This is a genomic window from Streptomyces sp. NPDC028289 (assembly GCF_055565975.1).
The window spans coordinates 393086-415495 of record NZ_JBVHTI010000008.1; the positions used below are offsets into that span (position 1 = coordinate 393086).

General features: G+C 72.9%; 17 protein-coding genes. 9 read left to right on the forward strand and 8 right to left on the reverse strand.

Going from position 1 to position 22410, the window contains the following annotated elements; all coding sequences use genetic code 11:
• The first annotated feature begins 3 nt into the window (after positions 1-3).
• Genes ACZ4UV_RS38375 through ACZ4UV_RS38385 form a run of 3 tightly spaced genes read left to right on the forward strand, consistent with a single transcriptional unit; the run spans position 4 to position 2590 of the window.
• On the forward strand, positions 4-1446 hold the full coding sequence (locus tag ACZ4UV_RS38375; protein WP_467844448.1) for a S8/S53 family peptidase: 1443 nt from the start codon (positions 4-6) through the stop codon (positions 1444-1446).
• Between the two features lie 35 nt (positions 1447-1481).
• A complete protein-coding gene (locus ACZ4UV_RS38380; protein ID WP_388918796.1) occupies positions 1482-2081 on the forward strand; it encodes an RNA polymerase sigma factor in 600 nt (199 codons plus the stop codon).
• Positions 2078-2590: a hypothetical protein gene (locus ACZ4UV_RS38385; RefSeq protein ID WP_451017085.1), complete on the forward strand. Its 513-nt coding sequence runs from the start codon at positions 2078-2080 to the stop codon at positions 2588-2590. The genes ACZ4UV_RS38380 and ACZ4UV_RS38385 overlap by 4 nt, the downstream gene beginning before the upstream one ends.
• A gap of 14 nt (positions 2591-2604) precedes the next feature.
• Here ACZ4UV_RS38385 and ACZ4UV_RS38390 read toward each other — a convergent pair whose 3' ends face one another.
• From ACZ4UV_RS38390 to ACZ4UV_RS38410, 5 genes are all read right to left on the reverse strand, one after another.
• On the reverse strand, positions 2605-3882 hold the full coding sequence (locus tag ACZ4UV_RS38390; RefSeq protein ID WP_451017086.1) for a cytochrome P450: 1278 nt from the start codon (positions 3880-3882) through the stop codon (positions 2605-2607).
• A 67-nt stretch (positions 3883-3949) separates the two neighbouring features.
• On the reverse strand, positions 3950-4741 hold the full coding sequence (locus tag ACZ4UV_RS38395) for an N-formylglutamate amidohydrolase (protein WP_467844453.1): 792 nt from the start codon (positions 4739-4741) through the stop codon (positions 3950-3952).
• 136 nt (positions 4742-4877) lie between these two features.
• Positions 4878-6029: a homoserine O-acetyltransferase MetX gene (gene metX / locus ACZ4UV_RS38400; RefSeq protein WP_451017095.1), complete on the reverse strand. Its 1152-nt coding sequence runs from the start codon at positions 6027-6029 to the stop codon at positions 4878-4880.
• Positions 6026-7390 carry a bifunctional o-acetylhomoserine/o-acetylserine sulfhydrylase gene (locus tag ACZ4UV_RS38405; protein ID WP_467844455.1) on the reverse strand — a complete coding sequence of 455 codons (1365 nt, stop codon included), beginning with the start codon at positions 7388-7390 and terminating at the stop codon, positions 6026-6028. The genes metX and ACZ4UV_RS38405 overlap by 4 nt, the downstream gene beginning before the upstream one ends.
• Before the next feature lie 344 nt (positions 7391-7734).
• Positions 7735-9951, reverse strand: coding sequence for an NADP-dependent isocitrate dehydrogenase (locus ACZ4UV_RS38410; protein WP_451017089.1), 2217 nt, complete (start codon positions 9949-9951; stop codon positions 7735-7737).
• Positions 9952-10180: 229 nt separating this feature from the next.
• Here ACZ4UV_RS38410 and ACZ4UV_RS38415 point away from each other — a divergent pair, with 229 nt between their 5' ends.
• A complete protein-coding gene (locus ACZ4UV_RS38415; RefSeq protein ID WP_451017090.1) occupies positions 10181-11746 on the forward strand; it encodes a M1 family metallopeptidase in 1566 nt (521 codons plus the stop codon).
• Between the two features lie 123 nt (positions 11747-11869).
• Here ACZ4UV_RS38415 and ACZ4UV_RS38420 read toward each other — a convergent pair whose 3' ends face one another.
• Positions 11870-12961, reverse strand: coding sequence for a mechanosensitive ion channel family protein (locus ACZ4UV_RS38420; RefSeq protein WP_451017091.1), 1092 nt, complete (start codon positions 12959-12961; stop codon positions 11870-11872).
• Between the two features lie 139 nt (positions 12962-13100).
• On the opposite strand from ACZ4UV_RS38420, the gene ACZ4UV_RS38425 reads away from it, so the two are divergent.
• Genes ACZ4UV_RS38425 through ACZ4UV_RS38435 form a run of 3 tightly spaced genes read left to right on the forward strand, consistent with a single transcriptional unit; the run spans position 13101 to position 16953 of the window.
• Positions 13101-14546: an FGGY family carbohydrate kinase gene (locus ACZ4UV_RS38425; RefSeq protein ID WP_467844459.1), complete on the forward strand. Its 1446-nt coding sequence runs from the start codon at positions 13101-13103 to the stop codon at positions 14544-14546.
• Entirely contained in the window at positions 14543-15925 is a 1383-nt protein-coding gene (locus ACZ4UV_RS38430; RefSeq protein ID WP_451017093.1) for an FAD-dependent oxidoreductase, read from the forward strand. Before ACZ4UV_RS38425 ends, ACZ4UV_RS38430 begins: the two co-directional genes overlap by 4 nt.
• A complete protein-coding gene (locus ACZ4UV_RS38435; protein WP_467844462.1) occupies positions 15922-16953 on the forward strand; it encodes an FAD-dependent oxidoreductase in 1032 nt (343 codons plus the stop codon). The genes ACZ4UV_RS38430 and ACZ4UV_RS38435 overlap by 4 nt, the downstream gene beginning before the upstream one ends.
• On the opposite strand, the gene ACZ4UV_RS38440 is transcribed toward ACZ4UV_RS38435, so the two are convergent.
• The gene (locus tag ACZ4UV_RS38440) at positions 16940-17704 is read right to left on the reverse strand and encodes a crotonase/enoyl-CoA hydratase family protein (protein WP_467844464.1); all 765 of its coding nucleotides are present in this window, start codon (positions 17702-17704) and stop codon (positions 16940-16942) included. The two genes, ACZ4UV_RS38435 and ACZ4UV_RS38440, sit on opposite strands and share 14 nt — an antisense overlap.
• A gap of 22 nt (positions 17705-17726) precedes the next feature.
• Positions 17727-18710: a lysylphosphatidylglycerol synthase transmembrane domain-containing protein gene (locus tag ACZ4UV_RS38445; RefSeq protein WP_451016667.1), complete on the reverse strand. Its 984-nt coding sequence runs from the start codon at positions 18708-18710 to the stop codon at positions 17727-17729.
• Positions 18711-18875: 165 nt separating this feature from the next.
• On the opposite strand from ACZ4UV_RS38445, the gene ACZ4UV_RS38450 reads away from it, so the two are divergent.
• The gene (locus tag ACZ4UV_RS38450; RefSeq protein ID WP_390041759.1) at positions 18876-20741 is read left to right on the forward strand and encodes an ABC transporter ATP-binding protein; all 1866 of its coding nucleotides are present in this window, start codon (positions 18876-18878) and stop codon (positions 20739-20741) included.
• A 284-nt stretch (positions 20742-21025) separates the two neighbouring features.
• Positions 21026-22387 (forward strand): lectin, encoded by a 1362-nt coding sequence (locus tag ACZ4UV_RS38455; protein WP_467844465.1) that lies wholly within the window; start codon positions 21026-21028, stop codon positions 22385-22387.
• Positions 22388-22410: the final 23 nt, after the last annotated feature.

Genomic DNA, 22410 nt, shown 5'->3' on the forward strand with positions numbered 1-22410 from the left:
GCCATGGCACCTCAGCGATTCCATGAGCAGTTCGATCAGATCCAGCGCTCCATGCCGGACGTTCCACTGGCGATGGGGCCCGACGACGCGGCCGAGTTCCTGTACGAGAAGGGGGTCGTCCTCGCCCGCGACGGCGCGGAGGCCCGGGTCGTCGAGGACACCGTGCGCGCCCACTTCACCGCCACCGCCGACCTGGTCGCCGACCACGTGCGCAGGGCGGGACCGGAGACCAACCGCACCGGGGTCACCCGCATCCAGGTCGGCGACCCGAACCACGGCGACCGCACCGGCGACCGGGCCGTCGGCCACGCGCTGCGCGCCCTGCGGGAGGCGGAGGGCCGCGCCGGACGCCGCATGGTCAGCCGCAACCACATCGTGTCCACCACGGGGAACGCCAACTCCTGCAACCCCTGCGAACCGCTCCCCGCCCTGCTCACCCAGACCCCCAACCCGCAGGTCGTGGCGGGGAGTTACGACCCGGACACCGCCGTCAGCGTCCTGGTGATGGACACCGGTCTGGTGCACGACTACCGCTCCTACCCGCTCCTCGCCCGTGTCCAGGGCGACCTGCAGGTCACCGAGACCGACGCGGAGGGCATCCTCCAGCAGTACGTCGGCCACGGCACGTTCATCGCCGGACTCATCGCCGCACTCGCCCCCAACACCGACATCACCGTCACCAACACCCTCAACGACGCGGGCGCCATCCTGGAGTCCGAGTTCGGCGCCAGGCTCTTCGAGGCGGTCGACCAGCACGGCTGGCCCGACATCATCAGCCTCTCCGCCGGCACCTCGAACGGCAGCGCCGACGGACTGCTCGCCGTCGAGGCCTTCATGGACGCCCTGCGCGACCAGTCCACCCTGCTCGTCGCCGCCGCCGGCAACAACGGCAGCGCCACCCACTTCTGGCCCGCCGCCTGCGCCGACCTGTCCGGCTACGAGGACACGGTCCTCTCGGTCGGCGCGCTGCGCAGCGACGGCGAGTACGGCGCCTGCTTCACCAACCACGGCGGCTGGGTCAAGGTCTACGCCCCCGGCGAGCAGCTCATCGGCGCCATGGCCGGCTTCGACGCACCCGTGCCCTACGTGTACCAGCACACCACCTACGACGCGTGCCGGTTCGGCTTCACCTACGCCTGCACCTGCCAGTACCCGCGCCACACCGGCGTGTTGACCGACACCGGGACGACCGGTCCCGGCAAACTGGACCAAGTGATGTTCGAAGGGTTCGCACAGTGGAGCGGAACATCGTTCGCCACCCCCATCGTGGCCGGCCTCGTCGCCGACCGGATGACCACGCTCAAGGAGACCGACCCGCGCACGGCGCGCGCCCGACTCCTGGAGAGCATCACGGAGTACGCCGAGGTGCGCGGAGCCCACGTACCGGCGCTCCGCCCGGCCACCTGGCAGCCGGTCCCGGTCGTCAGGCTGGCCGCGACGGCCTGAGTTCCGGAACACTCCCCTCCACGGCGTACCATGACTTGCCGTACACGAGGGGTGGGACCGTGGACCGAGCAGAGGTCGGCGCGCTGGTCCGGGCCGCCGTCGACGGCGACGCGGCGGCCTGGAAGGCGCTCGTGGAGGGGCTGAGCCCACTGGTGTGGTCCGTGGTGCGCGCGCACCGGCTCTCCGACGCCGACGGGCACGAGGTGTACCAGACCGTGTGGTTCCGGTTCGCCCAGCACCTGGGCCGCATCCGGGAGCCCGACAAGGCGGGCTCCTGGCTGGCCAGCACGGCACGCAACGAGTGCCTGAAGGTGATCCGGGGGCTGACCCGGCTGCTGCCGACCGACGATCCCCAGGTCCTGGACCGGATCAGCGAGGACCGCACGCCCGAACAGTCCCTGATCGACGCGGAGGACCAGGCGGACGAGGCCGAGCGGATCCGCCTGCTGTGGCAGGAGTTCGAGGAACTCGGCGACCGTTGCAGGCAGTTGCTGCGCGTCCTGATGGCCTCGCCGCCGCCCAGCTATGTCGAGGTGTCCGTCGCGCTGGGCATCGCCGTGGGCAGCATCGGCCCGCTGCGCCAGCGCTGTCTGCGCCGGCTGCGGGCCCGGCTCGACGCGAGGGGTGCGGTGTGAACGACGACGAGTTCCCGGCCGACGAGGCTTTCGACGAGGCCGTGGGCGATGCCCTGGGCGACACCTCGGATGACGCCGGCTTCGACGAGGACCTCCTGGAGGAGCTGCGCGGCGCGGCCGCCGTCCTCGACCCGCTCCCGGCCGGGCTGCTCCAACTGGCCATGGACGCCTACCTGCTGCACGACCTGGACGCCCGGGTCGCCGAGCTGACCTTCGACTCCCTGGTCGACGCGATCCCGGTCAGGGGTGTCGAGGACCCGCCCCGGATGCTGACCTTCCAGGCGGGCGAGCTGACCGTGGACGTCGAGGTCACCGACGACGGACTGCTCGGCCAGCTGCTGCCCCCGCAGCCGGCCCGCATCGAGGTGCTCGGCGGCCCGGCCACGGCGCATCCGCTCACGGTCGACGCCATGGGCCGCTTCGCCGGCGACACCCCGCCCACCGGCCCGTTCGCGCTGCGGCTGCGGACGGGCGGGGACGTGATCGTGACGGAGTGGCTGCGGGCCTGAGACAGGGGCCCGCGTCACCAGGTGACAGGCAGCGTCCGCGGCCCCCGGATCATCGTCTTCCGCCGCCACTCCACGTCCTCGGCCGGCACCGCGAGCCGTAGCCCCGGCAGCCGGTCGAGGAGGGTGCCGACCAGCAGCTCGGTCTGCAGCCGGGCCAGGACCGCGCCCGTGCAGTAGTGCGTACCGTGACCGAAGGCGAGGTGCGGGTCGGGATCGCGGTCCGGCAGGATGCGGTCCGGGTCGGGGAAGACGGCCGGGTCGCGGTTGGCGGCGAGGTAGGAGACGTACACCGGGTCGCCGGCCGCGATCCGGGTGCCGTCGCTCAGCTCGACGTCCTCCAGGGCGATCCGGGCGAGCCCGACCGTGCTGCGGTGCGGGATCCAGCGCAGCAGTTCGTCCAGGACCGGGCCGCGCTCCGCCGGCCGCTCCCGCATCCGCGCCATCAGCTCCGGCCGTGTCAGCATCAGGAAGAGCATCTGCCCGCAGTTGTGGGTGACCGCCTCGCCGCCGATCTGCAGCGGACCGGCCAGCCCCACGGCCTCCTCCGCACCGATCTCGCCCCTGGCCACGGCACCGCCGAGCAACGAGTACACGTCCTCGCCCGCGCCGCCGGCCCGCGCGCGTACCGTCTCGGTGATCCAGCCGTACAGCCCCCGCTTGGCCGCGTCGGCGGCCTCGACCCCGCCCGCGGTGGAGATGATCTGCCGGGTCCAGGCGTGCACCCGCTCCCGGTCCGCCTCCGGCACCCCCATCACCTCGCTGACCACGGTGATCGGGAACGGCTCCAGCACCCGCTCGACCAGGTCGGCGGGCGGCCCGTCCCGTACGATCCCGTCGACCAGCCCGTCGAGGATCTCCTGCGCCCGGGGCCGCAGCTCCTTCATCGCGCCCACCGTGAAGGCACCGGCGAGCGGCTTGCGCAGCCGGTTGTGGTCGGGCTGGTCGGCCCAGGCCAGCGAGCCCGGACGGGGCTGGAAGTGCGGGGCCAGCCGGGTCACCTGACGCCGGGTGACCTCGGCGCGGCTGAACCGCGGGTCGTTGGTGACGGTCCTGACGTCCTCGTAGCGGGTCGCGAGCCATGCCCAGCCCTCGCCGTACGGCAGCCGGATCCGGGTCACCGGCCCGTCCGCCATCAGGGCCGCGAGGACCGGGTCGAAGTCCGTCCCCGGCAGTTCGAGCGCGGGCCAGTCCCGCACCGGCGGCGCGGCCTCGCAGCCGGGCGGCAGCGGCCCCGTCGCCGTGGGCGCGGCCGGCTCCGTGGTCGTGGTGGGCGCGGGGGTCTCCGTGGTCATGCCTCCACGGTCGTACGGCCCTCCCCCCGTGTCCTGCCGGAATGCTCCAGGCGGAGGGGCGCGGGGGTCAGCGCCCGGTGGCGTCCACGAGCGCGGCGAGGGCGGCGGCGAGCCGGTGCGCTCCCGGGCCCGCCGGGCCGCCGGGCTCGGTCATGTAGAGGTCCCGCCGGATCTCGACCATCAGCGCGGCGACCCGCGCGTCCGTCCCGTAGAACTCCAGCGGCACGTAGGTCCCGCCGAACGGGCTGTCCAGCCCCGTCTCCCCGCAGCCCGCGAACGCCTTGCGGGCGGCCTCCGTCAGCTCGGCCGGGGTGTGGAAGGCGTCCGTGCCCAGACACACCGGCGGCCGCGGCCCGGCCCCGTGCAGCTCGTAGGGCAGCGCCCGGCTCGGATAGGAGTGCACGTCGATCACCACGGCCCGCCCGGTCGCGGCCAGCCGCCCGGCGACGGCCTCCGTCATCGCCCGCGCGTACGGCCGGAAGTACCGCTCGACCAGCGGCCCGGAGGCGTACGGCTCGTCCCGGAGCACACCCCGGTGCGTGGTCCGCGTGTACACGGCCCCCATGCCGACGGCGAGCATCTCCTCGCGTTCGTCCGGGAACCGCTCCGGGTCCACCACCAGCCGCGACAGCCGGTTGACGAACCGCCAGGGGGCCACCCCGGCCAGCCCGGCCGCGGCCGCCGCGATCTCGGCGGTGTGCGCGTCCGTGATGTGGTCCAGCTCCCGCTCCAGGCCGGCATCGTCGAGCACGATGCCCGCCCGGACGTCGGCCGGGATCGCCCGCGCCGAGTGCGGCACATGAAGGATCACGGGCGACGCGTCGGCGCCGGGCAGGAGTGCGTACGACGGCTGGGACACGCGCGGCTCCCGGGACGTTGTCGGTGGCAGGGTGCAGGATCAAGGTGTCACATCGACGACGGACGGGGGCGGGGCATGACGGTTCCCGTCCCGCTCCGCGAGCGCATGGAGGCGGACCCCCGCCCTCGGCGAGCCCTCAGCCGAGCAGCTCCCGCACCAGCGCACCCACCTGTTCCGTCTCGATCAGGAAGCCGTCGTGGCCGTACGGCGACTCGACCACCCGGAGCCGGTCCGCGGACGGGATCAGCGCCGCCAACTCGGCCTGCTGCACCGGGGGATAGAGCCGGTCGGAGTCCACGCCCGCCACCAGGGTGCGGGCCGTGACCCGGCCGAGGGCCGCGCGCACCCCGCCCCGGTCGCGGCCGACGTCATGGGCGTTCATCGCCTCCGACAGCACCACGTAACTGCCCGCGTCGAACCGCTGTACCAGCTTCGCCGCATGGTGGTCGAGGTACGACTCGACCTGGTAGCGGCCGCCGGCGAAGGGGTTCTCGGCGTGCTGCGGGGTCCTGCCGAAGCGGATCGCGAGCTCGGGTTCGCTGCGGTAGGTGACATGGGCGATCCGGCGGGCCAGGCCCAGGCCGGTGTGCGGGGCGCGTCCGGTGCCGTGGTAGTCGCCGCCCTGCCAGTCGGGGTCGGTGCGGATCGCGGTGAGCTGGACGGCCGACCACGCGATCTGCTCCGCGCTCGCCGCCGCCGTCGTGGCGAGCAGCAGCAGGGCCCCCACCCGCTCTGGGGACGACACCGCCCACTCCACGGCCCGCATCCCGCCCATCGAGCCTCCGACGACCAGCGCCCACCGCCCGATGCCCAGGGCGTCGGCCAGCCCGGCCTCGGCGGCGACCTGGTCGCGCTGGGTCAGGAAGGGGAAGGCACCGCCCCAGGCCCCACGTCCGTCGGCTCGCCGCGTGGCCGGTCCGGTGCTGCCCTGGCAGCCGCCCAGGACGTTCGGGGCGACGACGAACCAGCGGTCGGTGTCCAGCGCCAGCCCCGGCCCGATCAAGCCCTCCCACCAGCCCGGGGCCGGATGCCCCGGACCGGCGGGCCCGGCGACATGACTGTCCCCGGTGAGCGCGTGCAGCACGAGCACGGCGTTGCCGGCGTCCGGGGCGAGCCGTCCCCAGGTCTCGAACGCCAGCCGCACGCCGGGAAGTTCACCGCCCGCCTCCAGCGGCAGCGGCTTCTCCGCCGCGTACCACCGACGGCGGCCCGGCGGATCCCCCTCCCGCCAGGCCCCGCGGACCGGCGGAAGGGGGAGGGGAACCTCGGGATGCGGTGCGGCGTTCAGGACGCCGCACCCTTGGCCGCGCGGAATCCGGCCTCCAGGTCGGCCTTGAGGTCGGCGAGGTTCTCGATGCCGACCGACAGGCGCACCAGGCCCGGCGAGGTCCCGGTCGCCGCCAGCTGCTCCTCGTCCAGCTGGCTGTGGGTGGTGGACGCCGGGTGGATGATCAGGCTGCGGACGTCACCGATGTTGGCGAGGTGGCTGAACAGCTCGACCGCGTCCACGAACCGCTTGCCCGCCTCGATCCCGTCCCGCAGTTCGAAGGAGACGATCGCGCCGGCGCCGCGCGGCAGGTACTTTTGTCCCGCCGCGTACCAGCGGCTGGACGGCAGGCCCGGATAGTGGACGGCGGCGACCTCGTCGCGCTGCTCCAGCCACTCGGCCAGCGCCTGCGCGTTGGCCGAGTGCCGCTCCAGCCGCAGGCTCAGCGTCTCCACGCCCTGCAGCAGCAGGAACGCCGAGTGCGGGGAGAGCGCCGGGCCGAGGTCGCGCAGCAGCTGGACCCGCAGCTTGATCGCGTACGCCCCCGGACCGAGCGCCGGCCAGTAGCGCAGACCGTGGTAGCTGGGGTCGGGCTCGGTGAAGTCGGGGAAGCGGTCGGAGTGCGCACCGAAGTCGAAGGTCCCGCCGTCGACGACCACGCCCGCGATCGCCGTGCCGTGCCCGCCGAGGAACTTGGTCGCCGAGTGCACCACGATGTCCGCACCGTGCTCAAGAGGCCGCAGCAGGTAGGGAGTCGGGACCGTGTTGTCCACGATCAGCGGCACGCCCGCCGCGTGCGCCACGTCCGCGACCGCTCGCACGTCGAGCACGTTGCCGCGCGGGTTGCCCAGGGTCTCCGCGAACAGCGCCTTGGTGTTCGGCCGGACGGCCGCCCGCCAGGCCTCGGCGTCGTCCGGGTCGTCGACGAAGGACACCTCGATGCCGAACCTCGGCAGCGTGTGCCGGAACAGGTTGTAGGTGCCCCCGTACAGCGACGTGCTCGACACGATGTGGTCGCCCGCACCGGCCAGCGTCAGGATCGCCAGCGTCTCGGCGGCCTGCCCGGACGACAGTGCGACCGCCGCGACCCCGCCCTCCAGGGCGGCGATCCGCTGCTCGAAGACGTCCTGGGTGGGGTTGTGGATGCGGGTGTAGATGTTCCCGGGCTCGGCGAGCGAGAACAGGTCGGCGGCGTGCTGGGTGTCCCGGAACACGAACGACGTCGTCTGGTAGATCGGCGTCGCCCGGGCGCCGGTCGCCGGGTCCGGCGCGGCCCCGGCGTGGATCTGCCGGGTCTCGAACGACCAGGCCGAGACGTCGGGCCCGGCGGGTGCCTCCTCGGGCGTGTGACCGGCGGTGACGGAGTCGATGGGCTGGCTCATGGTGCTGCTCCTCGTGCGGAAGGGCACGACGGCGTGCGCGCACGGGCACGCGTCGGCAGAACAAAGGAGGGGAAGGGCGAGGGGGGGGCCGGAGCGTCAGCTCTCGGTGCGACACCCCGTGGTGGTGACACGCACGTGGTCGACGTGGCGTCGGGTCACAAGCACCGTCATGGGTCGAGCGAACCACAGCAGGTCACGGTGGAACAGCCGCGCGGCGCACGTGACACGCAGACTTCACGAACGACATGCGCGGGTCGCGGGGCCGGACACGGCTCCGCCCCGGCAGGCGGGATGCCTGCCGGGGCGGGGTCCGGGACGAGGCGGCCCCGGAGGGCCGGGCGGGCCTAGAGGGCCGCGAGGGCCGCGTTCCAGGTGGCCGACGGGCGCATGACCGCGTCCGCCTTGGCCTTCTCGGGCTGGTAGTAGCCGCCGATGTCGGCCGGCGAGCCCTGGACGGCGAGCAGCTCGTCGACGATCTTCTGCTCGTTGGCGGTGAGCGTCTCGGCGAACGACGCGAACGCCTTGGCGAGCTCGGCGTCGTCGGTCTGCTTCGCCAGCTCCTGCGCCCAGTACAGGGACAGGTAGAAGTGGCTGCCGCGGTTGTCGATGCCGCCGACGCGACGGGTCGGGGACTTGTCCTCGTTGAGGAAGGTCGCCGTGGCCCGGTCGAGGGTGTCGGCCAGCACCTTGGCGCGGGCGTTGCCGGTGAAGTCGGCGTACTGCTCGAAGGACGGCACCAGGGCGAAGAACTCGCCGAGGGAGTCCCAGCGCAGGTAGTTCTCCTTGACCAGCTGCTGGACGTGCTTCGGCGCGGAGCCGCCGGCGCCCGTCTCGAACAGGCCGCCGCCCGCCATCAGCGGGACGACCGACAGCATCTTGGCGCTGGTGCCCAGCTCCAGGATCGGGAAGAGGTCGGTCAGGTAGTCACGGAGCACGTTGCCGGTGACGGAGATGGTGTTCTCACCGCGGCGGATGCGCTCCACCGACAGCTTGGTGGCCTCGATCGGGGAGAGGATCCGGATGTCCAGGCCCTCGGTGTCGTGCTCCGGCAGGTACTGGTTGACCTTGGCGATCAGCTGCGCGTCGTGGGCGCGGCCCTCGTCCAGCCAGAAGACGGCCGGGTCGCCGGTGGCGCGGGCGCGGGTGACGGCGAGCTTCACCCAGTCCTTGATCGGCGCGTCCTTGGTCTGGCAGGCGCGGAAGATGTCACCGGCGGCGACCGGCTGCTCGATCACGGCGTTGCCGGCCGCGTCGACCAGGCGGACCGTGCCGGCGGTGGCGATCTCGAAGGTCTTGTCGTGGGAGCCGTACTCCTCGGCCTTCTGCGCCATCAGGCCCACGTTCGGGACGGAGCCCATGGTGGACGGGTCGAAGGCGCCGTTGGCGCGGCAGTCCTCGATCACGGCCTGGTAGACACCGGCGTAGGAGGAGTCCGGGATGACCGCGAGGGTGTCGGCCTCCTGGCCGTCCGGGCCCCACATGTGGCCGGAGGTGCGGATCATGGCCGGCATCGAGGCGTCGATGATGACGTCGGAGGGCACGTGCAGGTTGGTGATGCCCTTGTCGGAGTCGACCATCGCGAGGGCCGGACCCTCGGCGATCTCGGCCTCGAAGGAGGCCTTGATCTCGGCGCCCTCGGGCAGGTTCTCCAGGCCCTTGAGGATGCCGCCCAGACCGTCGTTCGGGGACAGGCCGGCCGACTTGAGCGTCTCGCCGTACTTCGCGAACGTCTTGGGGAAGAAGACGCGCACCACGTGACCGAAGATGATCGGGTCGGAGACCTTCATCATCGTGGCCTTCAGGTGCACGGAGAACAGGACGTCCTCCTGCTTGGCGCGGGCGATCTGCGCGGCCAGGAAGTCGTTGAGCTGGGCGACGTGCAGCACGGAGGCGTCGACGACCTCGCCGGCCTGGACGGGTACCGACTCCTTGAGGACGGTGGTGGTGCCGTCCTCGGCGACCAGCTCGATCCGCAGCGCGCCGGCCTCGGAGATCACGACGGACTTCTCGGTCGAGCGGAAGTCGTTCTCACCCATGGTGGTGACGTTGGTCTTGGACTCGGGGGTCCAGGCGCCCATGCGGTGCGGGTGGGTCTTGGCGTAGTTCTTGACCGAGGCGGGGGCGCGGCGGTCCGAGTTGCCCTCGCGCAGGACCGGGTTCACGGCGGAACCCTTGACCTTGTCGTAGCGGGCGCGGATGTCGCGCTCCTCGTCGGTCTTCGGGTCGTCCGGGTAGTCCGGCAGCGCGTAGCCCTTGCCCTGGAGCTCGGCGACGGCGGCCTTCAGCTGCGGGATCGACGCCGAGATGTTCGGCAGCTTGACGATGTTGGCCTCGGGCGTCTTGGCCAGCGCGCCCAGCTCGGCGAGCGCGTCCGGGATGCGCTGGTCCTCGTTCAGGTACTCCGGGAAGACGGCGATGATGCGCCCGGCCAGCGAGATGTCGCGGGTGTCCACGGCGACACCGGCCTGCGAGGCGTACGCCTGGATCACCGGCAGGAACGAGTGCGTCGCGAGGGCCGGGGCCTCGTCTGTGTAGGTGTAGATGATGGTCGAGTCAGTCACCGGGTGCTCCGCTCCACGTCTGCAACATTGCTCGACATCAAGATATCTCGTGATCGACCCATGCTCGACAGGGGTCCGCGACTCGGAAGATCCGGTCGTCCGGTTGTCATGTGACGGGCAACCGGATCGGTCGAAAGGGTGGTCAAGACGAACGAGCCACCATCGACCGGCGGCCGGACCGACCAGCCGGCCGCCCGAGCGAAAGCGGACCATGAGATATCGCACCAGAATGACGGCCCCGGCGGCCGCCCTGCTCGGCACGGCGACCGTACTGGCCACGGGGGCCCCGGCCCTCGCGCGTCCCTTCTCCGCGGGGGAGAAAAGCGGCGCCGCGAGGACCGGGGGCACCGCACCCGCCCCGGGCCGGGAGACCCTCGGCGACCCCGTCTACCCGGCCCTCGGCAACGACGGCTACCGGGTCCACGCCTACGACCTCGACCTCGCCTACGACGCCACGACCCGCCTGGTCGACGCCACCGCGACCCTGCGCATCCGCACCACCCAGGACCTGTTCCGCTTCTCCCTGGACGCCCTGGGCCTCGACATATCCGCTGTCCGGGTCGACGGCCGGCCCGCCGCCTTCGAGCAGGCGGACGAGAAACTGCGGATCACCCCCGCCCGGCCGCTGCGCGAGCGGGCCGACGCCACGGTGTGCGTGACCTACTCGGCCGACCCGCGCCGCACCCTCCCGCACACCGCCTGGGTGCCCACCCCGGACGGCTTCGCGATCTGCCCGCAGCCCAACTCCGCGCACACCGTCTTCCCGTGCAACGACCATCCCTCGGACAAGGCGGACTTCGCCTTCCGCGTCACCGTCCCGAGCGGCCTGCGCGGCGTCGCGAACGGCCTGCTGACCTGCACCGAGAACCTGCCGGGCGACCGTACGGCGTACTCGTACCGGTCCCGCTCGCCGATCGCCACCGAACTCGTGCAGATCACCGTCGGCGACTACGTGGTCAAGGACCGGCAGGGCCCGCACGGCCTGCCGTTGCGGGACGTCGTCCCGACGGCCCGCGCCGCCGCCCTGGAACCGGCGCTCGCCCTCACCGCGGGCCAGGTCGCCTGGCTGGAGGACCGGCTCGGCGCCGCCTTCCCGTTCGAGACGTACGGCCTGCTGCCCTGCAACTCCGACGACCCGAACGCCTTCGACTTCACCGGTCTGGAGACCCAGACCCTCACCCTCTACAAGCCGAACTTCCTGCTCCAGGAGGAGGCGAAGATCGGCTCGCACATGATGCACGAGCTGGTCCACTCCTGGTTCGGCAACCTGGTCTCGCCCGCCACCTGGGCCGACCTCTGGCTGAACGAGGGCCACGCCGACTTCTACGGGCTGCTCTACCGCTACGAGCGCGGCTGGCCGGACTCCCTGGGCATGACCACCATGGAGGCCCGGATGAAGGACACCTACGCCCGCGGCGACCAGTGGCGCCAAGATTCCGGCCCCGTCGCCGCCCCGAACGAGGTCGACCTCTTCGACAGCCAGCGCTACCTCGGCGGCGTCCTGGTCCTGTACGCCTTCCGCGAGCTGGTCGGCGAGGACGCCTTCCACACGGTCGAGCGCACCTTCCTGGACCGCTTCCGGTGCCGCTCGGCCTCGACGGCGGACTACATCGCGGTGGCCTCGGAGGTCACCGGCCAGGACCAGTCCGGCTTCCTCCGCGACTGGCTCTACGGCACGACGACCCCACGCATGCCCGGTCACCCCGACTGGACGGTCACCCCGGTCACTCCGGCCCCGGCCGTCCCGCACAGCCTGCGGGGCGGCCACCACCACGACAACTCGGCCACGCTGTAGGCGGCAGCGCCCCGAAGGGGCGCGGGGCCGTGTCCGACGTGCGGCTGCCGCCGCGTGGGCGCGACCAGCCGCGACGGCGCCGCGGACGGCAGACGGCATGTCGCGGCACTTCCGGCAGGGGGCTCAGTCGGTGTGCGGCAGGCCCGCGGACATCTCGTCCGTGACGCGCTGCTGCGGGATCACCACCGCCCCCTGCTGGAGCGCCACCGTGCGGGCCGGCGCCGGTATGCGGATGCCCTCCTCGCGGTAGCGGCGGTGCAGGCGCTTGATGAACTCGTGCTTGATGCGGAACTGGTCGCTGAACTCGCCGACACCGAGGATCACCGTGAAGCCGATCCGTGAGTCGCCGAACGTGTGGAAGCGGATGGCGGGCTCGTGGTCCGGGACCGCGCCGGTGATCTCGGTCATGGTCTCGGCGATGACCTCGTGCGTGACCCGCTCGACGTGGTCCAGGTCGCTGTCGTAGCCCACACCCACCTGCACCAGGATCGTCAACCGCTGCTCGGGCCGGGTGTAGTTGGTCATGTTGGTCTTCGCCAGCTGGCCGTTGGGGATGACCACCAGGTTGTTGGAGAGCTGGCGGACGGTCGTCTGGCGCCAGTTGATGTCCACGACGTAGCCCTCCTCGCCGCTGCTCAGCTGGATGTAGTCGCCCGGCTGGACGGTCTTGGAGGCGAGGATGTGAATGCCCGCGAAGAGGTTGGCGAGGGTGTCCTGGAGGGCGAGCGCGACCGCCAGACCGCCCACGCCCAGGGCGGTGAGCAGGGGCGCTATGGAGATGCCCAGTGCCTGGAGCATCACCAGGAAGCCGATCGCCAGGACCAGCACCCGCGTGATGTTCACGAAGATCGTGGCCGAACCGGCGACCCCGGAGCGGGACTGGGTGACCGACTGCACGAGCCCGGCGATCACCCGCGCCGCCGACACCGTCACCGCGAAGATGAGCAGCACCTGGAGGCACTGGTTCGTGTGGTGCTGGACCGTCCTGGTCAGCGGCAGCACCGCCGCCGCGGCCGCCGCCCCGCCCGCGAGCGCCGCCCACGGGACCACCGTGCGCAGCGCGTCCACGATGACGTCGTCACCGCTCCAGCGGGTCCGCTTCGCGTGCCTGGCCAGCCAGCGCAGCATGCCGCGCGACAGAAAGGCCAGCAACAGGCCCGCCGCGAGGGCGATTCCGGCCAGGACCAGGTCATGGACGGTGAGCGCTCGGTTCACCGGTTACCTCCCATTCGGTTGTGCAACCGCTCATCCTGCCGTATCCGCGCGGAGGTTCGGACCGGCCGAACCCGTGTGCGCTTGTGCTGCCCGGTGCCCCTGGGGCAGGCTGTCGCGCAGTGATCGTCAGGGAGGTTCGATGACAGGTCCGGTGCTCGCAGTCGACCAGGGCACGTCCGGTACCAAGGCCCTGGTGATCTGTCCCGAACGGGGCGTCATCGGCACCGGATTCGTCGCCGTCCGGCCCCGGCACCTGCCCGGTGGCCGGGTGGAGGCCGACCCCGTGGAGCTGTACGAGTCGGTGCTCGTCGCCGGCCGCCGGGCGCTCGCCGAGGCCGGCGAGCCGGTGACCGCGCTCGGCCTGGCCAACCAGGGCGAGACCGTCCTCGCCTGGGACCCCGGCACCGGGCGTCCGCTCACCGACGCCCTCGTCTGGCAGGACCGCCGGGCCGAACCGGTCTGCGCCGGGCTGGCAGACCACGCCGAGGAGTTACGCGCCCTCACCGGCCTCCCGCTCGACCCCTACTTCGCCGCGCCCAAGATGGCCTGGATCCGCCGGAACCTCACCACCGAGGGAGTCGTCACCACCACCGACGCCTGGCTGGTCCACCAGCTCACCGGCGCCTACGTCACCGACGCCGCCACCGCGAGCCGCACCCACCTCCTCGACCTGGACCGGGTGCAGTGGTCCTCGCGCGCCCTCGACCTCTACGGGCTGTCCGCCGAGCATCTCCCCGACATCGTCGACAACGCCCAACTCGTGGGCACGACGAAGGAGTTCGGGGACAAGATCCCGCTCACCGGCCTCGCCGTCGACCAGCAGGCCGCCCTCCTCGCCCAGCGCATCACCGGCCCCGGCGCCGCCAAGTGCACCTACGGCACCGGGGCGTTCCTGCTCGCGCACACCGGTGACACACCCCGGCACAGCAGCTCCGGACTGGTCGGCTGCGTCGCCTGGCGCCTCGCCGGAGAGGCCGCCTACTGCCTGGACGGCCAGGTGTACACCGCCGCCTCCGCCGTGCGCTGGCTCACCGACCTCGGCGTGATCTCGGGCCCCGCCGACCTGGACCGGGTGGGCGGCGCCGTCCCGGACGCCGGCGGGGTCACCTTCGTCCCCGCGCTGGCCGGGCTCGCCGCCCCCTGGTGGCGCGGCGAGCTGCGCGGCTCCCTGACCGGGCTCGGCCTCGACACCGGCCCCGGGCAGCTGGTGCGGGCCCTGTGCGAGGGCCTCGCCGCCCAGGTGGTGGAGCTCGCCGAAGCCGCCCAGAACGACCTCGGCACCCCGCTGACCGCGCTGCGCGTCGACGGCGGCCTGACCCGCTCGGCCCTGCTCATGCAGACCCAGGCCGACCTGCTGCAACGCCCCGTCGAGGTGTCCACGCTGCCCGACGCCACCGCCCTCGGCGTGGGCGCGCTGGCCCACCTCGGCAGCGACCCCGTCGACTTCCTGCCCGACGGCGGCCCCTCGGCCGTCTACGAGCCGCGCATCTCCGCCGCCGAGGCCGCCGACCGCCTCGGGGTCTTCCGCGCCGCCGTCGCCGCCCTGCTGGACGGGCCGGTGGCCGGGCCGGGACTGCCCCGGTGAGGGTCACCGCCGCAGGACCCCTGCCCGGCGTCCCGTACGACGTGACGGTCGTCGGCGCCGGGGTCGTCGGCAGCGCGATCGCCCGCGAACTCGCCCGCCACCCGTACCTCGACGTCGCTCTCGTCGAGGCCCAGGACGACGTCGGCCAGGGCACCTCGAAGGCCAACACCGCCATCCTGCACACCGGTTTCGACGCCCGCCCCGGCACCCTGGAGGCGCGCCTCGTCCGCGAGGGCGCCCGCCTCCTCGCCGCCTACGCCGCCCAGTCCGGCATCCCGGTCGAGCCGGTCGGCGCGCTGCTGGTCGCCTGGGACCAGGAGCAACTGGCCGCCCTGCCGGACCTCGCACGTAAGGCCGTACGCAACGACTGCCACGACACCGCCCGGTTGGACGCCGCCGGGCTGTACGCCCGCGAACCCCGCCTCGGCCCCGGTGCCCTCGGTGCCCTGCACGTGCCCGGCGAGCGCATCGTCTGCCCGTGGAGCACCACCCTGGCCTACGCCACCCAGGCGGTCCGAGGCGGCGTCGACCTCCACCTCAACACCCGGGTGACGGGGGCGGGACGACGCGACGGCGTGCACACCCTCACCACCTCGCGCGGCCCCCTCCACACCCGCCACCTGGTCAACGCGGCCGGCCTGCACGCCGACACCCTCGACCGCCTCCTCGGCCACCGCACCTTCACCGTCACCCCGCGCCGGGGGCAGCTCATCGTCTACGACAGGCTCGCCCGCGACCTCGTCCGGCACATCCTGCTGCCGGTCCCCACGGCCCTCGGCAAGGGCGTCCTGGTGACCCCCACGGTCTACGGCAACGTCCTGCTCGGCCCCACCGCCGAGGACCTGGACGACAGGACCGCCACCCAGTCGACCGCGCAGGGACTCGCGGCGCTGCGCGCACAGGGCCGCCGCATCCTGCCCGCCCTCCTGGACGAGGAGGTCACCGCCGTCTACGCCGGGCTGCGCGCCGCCACCGAGCACGAGGACTACCGCATCTCCGCCCACCCCGACCAGGCGTACGTCACCGTCGGCGGCATCCGCTCCACGGGCCTCAGCGCGTCGCTCGCCATCGCCTCCCATGTCACCGGACTGCTGCGGGACTCGGGCCTCGGCCTGAAGGACCCCGTCGACCTGGAACCGGTGCGCATGCCGAACCTCGGCGCGGGCTTCCCCCGCCCTCATCGGCAAGGCGGTCACGTCATCGTCTGCCACTGTGAGCACGTCACCCTCGGCGAGATCCGGGACGCCCTCGCCGGTACGATCCCGCCGCGCAGCCTGCCGGGCCTGCGCCGCCGTACCCGGGCCGGGGCGGGCCGCTGTCAGGGCTTCCACTGCGGGGCGACGGTCCGGGAGCTGTTCGAGAGGGCGGGCCGGCCGTGACCGCGGAACGCCACGTCGACGTCCTCGTCGTCGGTGCCGGCCCCGCCGGACTCGCGGCCGCCGCCCGGCTCGCCGCCGCCGGAGTCGGCCGGGTCGAGGTGCTGGAGCGGGAACCGGAGGCCGGGGGAGTGCCGCGGTACTGCGCCCACGGCGGATTCGGGACCTGGACCCGGCCGTTGACCGGCCCGGCGTACGCCGGCCTGCTCGTCGAGGCGGCGGCGCGGGCGGGAGCGGTGGTCCGTACGGGGGTGACCGTGCTGGACTGGGCCGGCTCGACAGCGCCCCTCGGGGCGCTGGGGGTACCCCCGGCCGAAGGCTGGGGGAGGAACTGCGCGACCGGCCACGACGGCGCCGCAGCCGACACACGGCAAGCGGAGCGCTCGGTTCTCGCCACGATCGGCGTGCGCGGCCCGGAGACGGTCACCGCACGGGCGGTGGTCCTCGCCACCGGTGCCTACGAACGCCCCCGCGCGGCACGGCTGATCCCCGGCACCCGGCCGGCCGGGATCCACACCGGCGGCGAGCTGCTGCAGGCCGTGCACCGCTACCGGCAGCCGATCGGCGAGCGGGCGGTGGTCGTCGGGGCCGAGGACGTGTCGTACGCCGCTGCCGGGACCGTGCGGACGGCCGGCGCGGAGGTCGTCGCGATGGTCACCGACCGGCCGCGCGCCGCCGGATCCGTCCGTGCCCTGGACGCCCGGCTCCGCTCCCGCATCCCGCTGCTCACCGGCACGACGGTCGCCGAGATCCTCGGGCACGGGCGGCTGTCCGGCGTGCGGATCCGGCACCGCGACGGGCGTACCGGCGTCCTCGCCTGCGACACCGTCGTCTTCACCGGGGACTTCGCCGCCGAGGACGAACTCGCCCGCCGGGGCCGGATCGCCCTGGCTCCCGGGCCGTACACCGACCGCCCGGGGGTCTTCGCCGTCGGCGGTCTGCGGCAGCCGGGGCTGGACGTCCGGGCGGCGGCCCGGGACGGCGTCGAGGCGGGCAGGGCGGTGCTGGAGTGGCTGGTCAGCCGTCCGTGAAGGAGCCGTGCCGGCCCGCGCCCGCCGCGAACCGCGCCGCGCCTTCCAGGCCTTCCGCCAGCACGGCCATGCCGTAGCGGATCTCGGCGTCCATCGCCGCCGGCTCGTCCAGCCCCTCCTGGTCCAGCACCGACGCGCGGTCGCTGCGCAGGCAGGCCTGCGGGAAAGCCGCGATGGAAGCGGCCAGTTCCTCGGCCGCCTCGCGGGAGCGGCCGGCCGGGACGAGCCGGTTGGCCAGGCCCATCTCGTACGCCTCGGAGGCCGGGACCGGGCGGCCGGTGAGGATCAGGTCCATCGCCCGGCCGGTGCCGATCAGCCGGGGCAGCCGTACCGTGCCGCCGTCGATCAGGGGCACGCGCCAGCGGCGGCAGAAGACGCCGAACACCGCGTCCTCCTCGGCGACCCGCAGGTCGCACCAGAGGGCCAGCTCCAGGCCGCCGGCCACGGCGTGTCCGGCTATCGCGGCGATCACGGGCTTGGAGAGGCGCAGCCGGGTCGGGCCCATCGGGCCGTCGCCGTCCGCCGCCACCCGGTTGCCGTGCCCGGCGCCCATCGCCTTGAGGTCGGCGCCCGCGCAGAACGTGCCGCCCTCGCCCCACAGCACCGCCACCCGGGCCTCGTCGTCCGCCTCGAACTCCCGGAAAGCGGTGGCCAGTTCGGACGCCGTCGGCCCGTCGACCGCGTTGCGCACCCCGGGCCGGGAGAGGACGACCGTGGTGACAGGACCCTTGCTTTCGAGGCGGACCGGCATGCGTTTCCTCCGCAGCGAGCTCTCAGATGACCTTCAGACGTACCAGCGCTCCCAGTGTCAGGGCTCCCGGCAGCAACGGCACCCACACGGTGATGATCCGGTACGCGAGGACGACGGCCGTGGCCACCGCGACCGGACCGCCGGCCGCCACCAGCGCCACGATCAGCGCAGCCTCCACCGAACCCAGGCCGCCCGGGGTGGGAATCAGGGCGACGGCGACCGTGGCCGCCAGGTACGCCAGCGCCATGTGCGCGGGCGGCACGTCGAGGCCCAGGGCCCGCCCCACCGCCACCAGACCGGCCGCCTGGAGCGCGGGGAAGGCGAGCGAGCCGCCCCACAGCGCCAGCGCCCGGGACGGACGCGTGTGCACCGAGCGCGCCTCGCCCAGGGCGCTGCGCACGAAGCGGATCACCGGCTCGCGCACCCGTCGTACGCGGAACAGCGCGGCCAGCGCCACGGCCACCACGGTGCCGGCGACGGCCAGGACCGGTCCGAGGTCCCCGTCGGGGAGCAGGCCGTCGAGCCGCAGGGCGTCGGGGAAGGCGACGAAGAACACGGCCATCAGGCCCACGCGGGCGATCGACTCGGCAAGCAGATAGAGGGCGAGCGCGGCGGAGGAGGTGGCGAGCGGCACCCCGCACACGGTCATGAACCGCAGGTTGACCGCGCCCGAGCCGAGCCCGGTGGGCAGCAGGTGGTTGGCCGAGCCCGCCGCGAGCTGGGTGGCCAGCAGCCGCCAGCGGGGCAGCGGCTGGATCACGGCACCCTGCCGGGTGAAGGCGGCGGCCACCCAGGTCAGACAGGTGGCACCGCCGGCCGCCAGCAGCCAGGGCCAGGAGGCGTCGCGCAGGTGGCCGAAGCCCTCGACGAGGACCGGCCAGTGCTGCACCGCGATGACCGCGACCAGCACGAGCGGGATGAGCGTGAGGATGTGCCGCCAGGGGATACGACGGGCGAGCCGGGGGAGACGGCTCTCACGGAAGCCGGGGATTCTTACCGCTGTCACACCGGGAGAGGTTTTCCGCGCCGCCCCAACTGCGGGTGGCGGAAGAGAGGACGCCGGATGACGGCCGGGAACCAGGTGAGGGCTCATCGGGTCCTTCGTACGGGGGGACGGCGAGCGGAGATTGACCTCAACGACGCTTGAGGTCCTACGTTCTCCCTCATGAGTATGGAGACCACCGCCTGGACGCAGCTCCACAGCGTCATGACCGCCCAGCAGGAGCGGCGCCCGTTCGAACGAGCCACGCTGCGCCGTATCGCCGCCTTCGCCCGCCCGCACCGGGCCGGCATAGTCCGTTTCGTCCTCCTCGGGGTGCTGACCGCCCTGCTCGCCGTCGCCACCCCGGTGCTCGCCGGCCACGTCGTCGACGCGATCGTGTCGGGCCACGACACCGGCACGGTCGTACGGCTGTCGCTCCTGATCGCGCTGGTCGCGGTCGTGGAGGCGGCGCTCGGGGTGCTCGGGCGGCGGCTCTCGGCGGCCCTCGGGGAGGGTCTCATCCTCGACCTGCGCACGGCTGTGTTCGATCATGTGCAGCGGATGCCCGTCGCGTTCTTCACGCGTACCCGTACGGGAGCGCTGGTCAGTCGTCTCAACAACGACGTGATCGGCGCCCAGCGGGCCTTCGCCAACACCCTCTCCGGTGTGGTCAGCAACCTGGTCACGCTGCTGCTCACGCTCGCGGTGATGCTCACCCTGTCCTGGCAGATCACCCTGCTCGCGCTGGTGCTGCTGCCGCTGTTCGTGGTGCCCGCCCGCCGGATGGGCGGCCGGATGGCCCGGATGCAGCGGGAGGCCGCCGCGCTCAACGCGGCCATGGGCACCCGGATGACCGAACGGTTCTCGGCGCCGGGCGCCACCCTGATCAAGCTCTTCGGCCGCCCCGAGGAGGAGTCGGCGGAGTTCGCCGCGCGTGCCGCCCGGGTCCGGGACATCGGGGTGCGCACCGCCACCGCCCAGTCGGTGTTCATGACCGCCCTGACCTTGGTCTCCTCCCTCGCCCTCGCCCTGGTCTACGGCCTCGGCGGCTGGTTCGCCCTGCGCGGCACCCTGGAGCCGGGCGCGGTGGTCTCCCTCGCCCTGCTGCTGACCCGTCTCTACGCCCCGCTGACCTCCCTCGCCGGGGCCCGCGTCGAGGTGATGAGCGCGCTGGTCAGCTTCGAGCGGGTCTTCGAAGTGCTCGACCTGAAGCCCCTGATCGAGGAGAAGCCGGACGCCCGCGAGGTCCCCGAGGGCCCGGTGGCCGTCGAGTTCGAAGACGTCCGCTTCGCCTACCCGGCCGCCGACCAGGTCTCCCTCGCCTCCCTCGAAGAGGTCGCGGTCCTCGACTCACGCGGCGGCAGCGAGGTCCTGCACGGCATCTCCTTCCGCGCCGAACCCGGCCAGACGATCGCCCTCGTCGGCACCTCGGGCGCCGGCAAATCCACCATCGCCCAGCTGCTGCCGCGCCTGTACGACGTCGACGAGGGCACCGTCCGCATCGGCGGCACCGACGTCCGCGACCTGACCGCCGGCTCGCTGCGCGCCACCCTCGGCATGGTCACCCAGGACGGCCACCTCTTCCACGACACCGTCCGCGCCAACCTGCTGCTCGCCCGACCGGCCGCCACCGACGAGGAGCTGTGGGACGCCCTCGGCCGCGCGAGGCTCGGGGAGGTCGTACGGTCGCTGCCCGACGGCCTGGACACGGTGGTCGGCGAGCGCGGCTACCGGCTCTCCGGCGGCGAGCGGCAGCGGATGACCATCGCCCGCCTGCTGCTGGCCCGCCAGCGCGTGGTCATCCTCGACGAGGCCACCGCCCACCTCGACAACACCTCGGAGGCGGCCGTCCAGGAGGCGCTGGCCGAGGCGCTGGAGGGGCGCACGGCCGTGGTCATCGCCCACCGGCTGTCGACGGTGCGGGCCGCCGACCAGATCCTGGTGGTCGAGGCGGGGGAGATCGTGGAGCGCGGCACCCACGAGTCGCTTCTGGCGGCGGAGGGGCGGTACGCGGAGCTGTACCGGACGCAGTTCGCCGAGGTGCCGTCGGTCTGAGCGGGCGGAAGCCCGCCATGGGACTGCGGGCCGCTTCCGGGTGCACGTCTGATCTGGCTGGTCGCGCCCACGCGGCGGCAGCCGCAAATGCGACACGGCCCCGCGCCCCTTCGGGCGCGATCCTGGCGGGGTCCAATTGGCTCCGCACCCCTTGACGCAGATGGTCCGGACCTTTAGCTTCACGCCTTAAACAAAGCCTCACGGATGTGCTCAACGCTCGGCGGTAACACGGGCGTTGAGCACAAACCGTGCTGCATCCCCCCGCGTGAAAGGCCACCCCCGCAATGGCCAGACCTCTCCCCACGGCTGTCTCCATAGCCGCTCTGACCCTGTCCGCAGGACTGCTCACCGCCGCTCCCGCGCACGCCGCCACCGGCACCATCACCGGCCTCGCCGGCAAGTGCCTCGACGTCGCCGGCGCCAACTCCGCCGACGGCACGGCCGTACAGCTCTACGACTGCAACGGCACCGCGGCCCAGCAGTGGACCGTCGGCAGCGACGGCACCATCCGCGCCCTCGGCAAGTGTCTCGACGTGACCGGCAATTCGACGGCCGACGGCGCCAAGCTGCAGCTGTGGACGTGTTCCGGCGGCGCGAACCAGAAGTGGGCCGTGTCGTCCGCGCACGACATCGTCAACCCGCAGGCGAACAAGTGCATGGACGTCACCGACAACAACTCCGCCAACGGCACCCGGATACAGATCTGGACCTGCGCGGGCACCGCCAACCAGAAGTGGACGGCCCCCGCGTCCGGCGGCGGCACCACCCCGTCCTCGCCGATGGCCGTGGCGCCCTACCTCTACAACGGCTGGGGCGACCCGCCGAGCCCGACCACCATCACCAACGCGACCGGCGTGAAGTACTACACGCTCGCGTTCGTCCTCAGCAACGGCTACTGCAACCCGCAGTGGGACGGCAGCCGGGCGCTGACCGGCGGGGTCGACCAGCAGACCGTCAACACCGTGCGCGCGAACGGCGGTGACGTCATCCCGTCCTTCGGCGGCTACAGCGGCAACAAGCTGGAGAGCTCCTGCTCCAGCGCGGGCGAGCTGGCGGCGGCCTACCAGAAGGTCATCAACGCCTACGGCGGTCTCAAGGCCATCGACATCGACCTCGAAGCCGACGCCTACAGCAACGGGACCGTGCAGCAGCGGGTCGTGGACGCGCTGAAGACGGTGAAGGCCAACAACTCCGGCCTGAAGGTGTACATCACCATCGGAACCGGCCAGAGCGGTCCGGACACCAGCCTGATCAACCGGGCCGCGTCCTCCGGGCTGACCGTCGACGCCTGGGCCATCATGCCGTTCGACTTCGGCGGCGCCGGCCAGAACATGGGCAACCTCACCACCCAGGCCGCCGAGGGGCTCAAGAACGCCCTGAAGGCCGCGTACGGCTACAGCGACGACACGGCCTACCGGGACATGGGCATCTCGTCCATGAACGGCATCACCGACAACAACGAGACGGTGACCGTGAACGACTTCCGGACCATCCTCGCCTACGCCCAGCAGCACCACCTGGCCCGGCTCACCTTCTGGTCCGCCAACCGCGACCGGCCCTGCACCGGCGGCTCCGCCGACAGCTGCTCCGGCGTGAGCCAGTCCGACTGGGACTACACGCGCGTCTTCGCCGGATACACCGGCTGATCCCCTTCGCAGACCGCTTCCAA

Excerpts from the sequence above, each read along its gene's own strand:
- ACZ4UV_RS38390 (WP_451017086.1), bottom strand. The coding sequence starts at position 3,882 with ATGACCACGGAGACCCCCGCGCCCACCACGACCACGGAGCCGGCCGCG.
- ACZ4UV_RS38375 (WP_467844448.1), top strand. The coding sequence starts at position 4 with ATGGCACCTCAGCGATTCCATGAGCAGTTCGATCAGATCCAGCGCTCC.
- ACZ4UV_RS38440 (WP_467844464.1), bottom strand. The coding sequence starts at position 17,704 with ATGCCGGTCCGCCTCGAAAGCAAGGGTCCTGTCACCACGGTCGTCCTC.
- ACZ4UV_RS38405 (WP_467844455.1), bottom strand. The coding sequence starts at position 7,390 with ATGAGCCAGCCCATCGACTCCGTCACCGCCGGTCACACGCCCGAGGAG.
- ACZ4UV_RS38425 (WP_467844459.1), top strand. The coding sequence starts at position 13,101 with ATGACAGGTCCGGTGCTCGCAGTCGACCAGGGCACGTCCGGTACCAAG.
- ACZ4UV_RS38415 (WP_451017090.1), top strand. The coding sequence starts at position 10,181 with ATGACGGCCCCGGCGGCCGCCCTGCTCGGCACGGCGACCGTACTGGCC.
- ACZ4UV_RS38455 (WP_467844465.1), top strand. The coding sequence starts at position 21,026 with ATGGCCAGACCTCTCCCCACGGCTGTCTCCATAGCCGCTCTGACCCTG.
- ACZ4UV_RS38450 (WP_390041759.1), top strand. The coding sequence starts at position 18,876 with ATGGAGACCACCGCCTGGACGCAGCTCCACAGCGTCATGACCGCCCAG.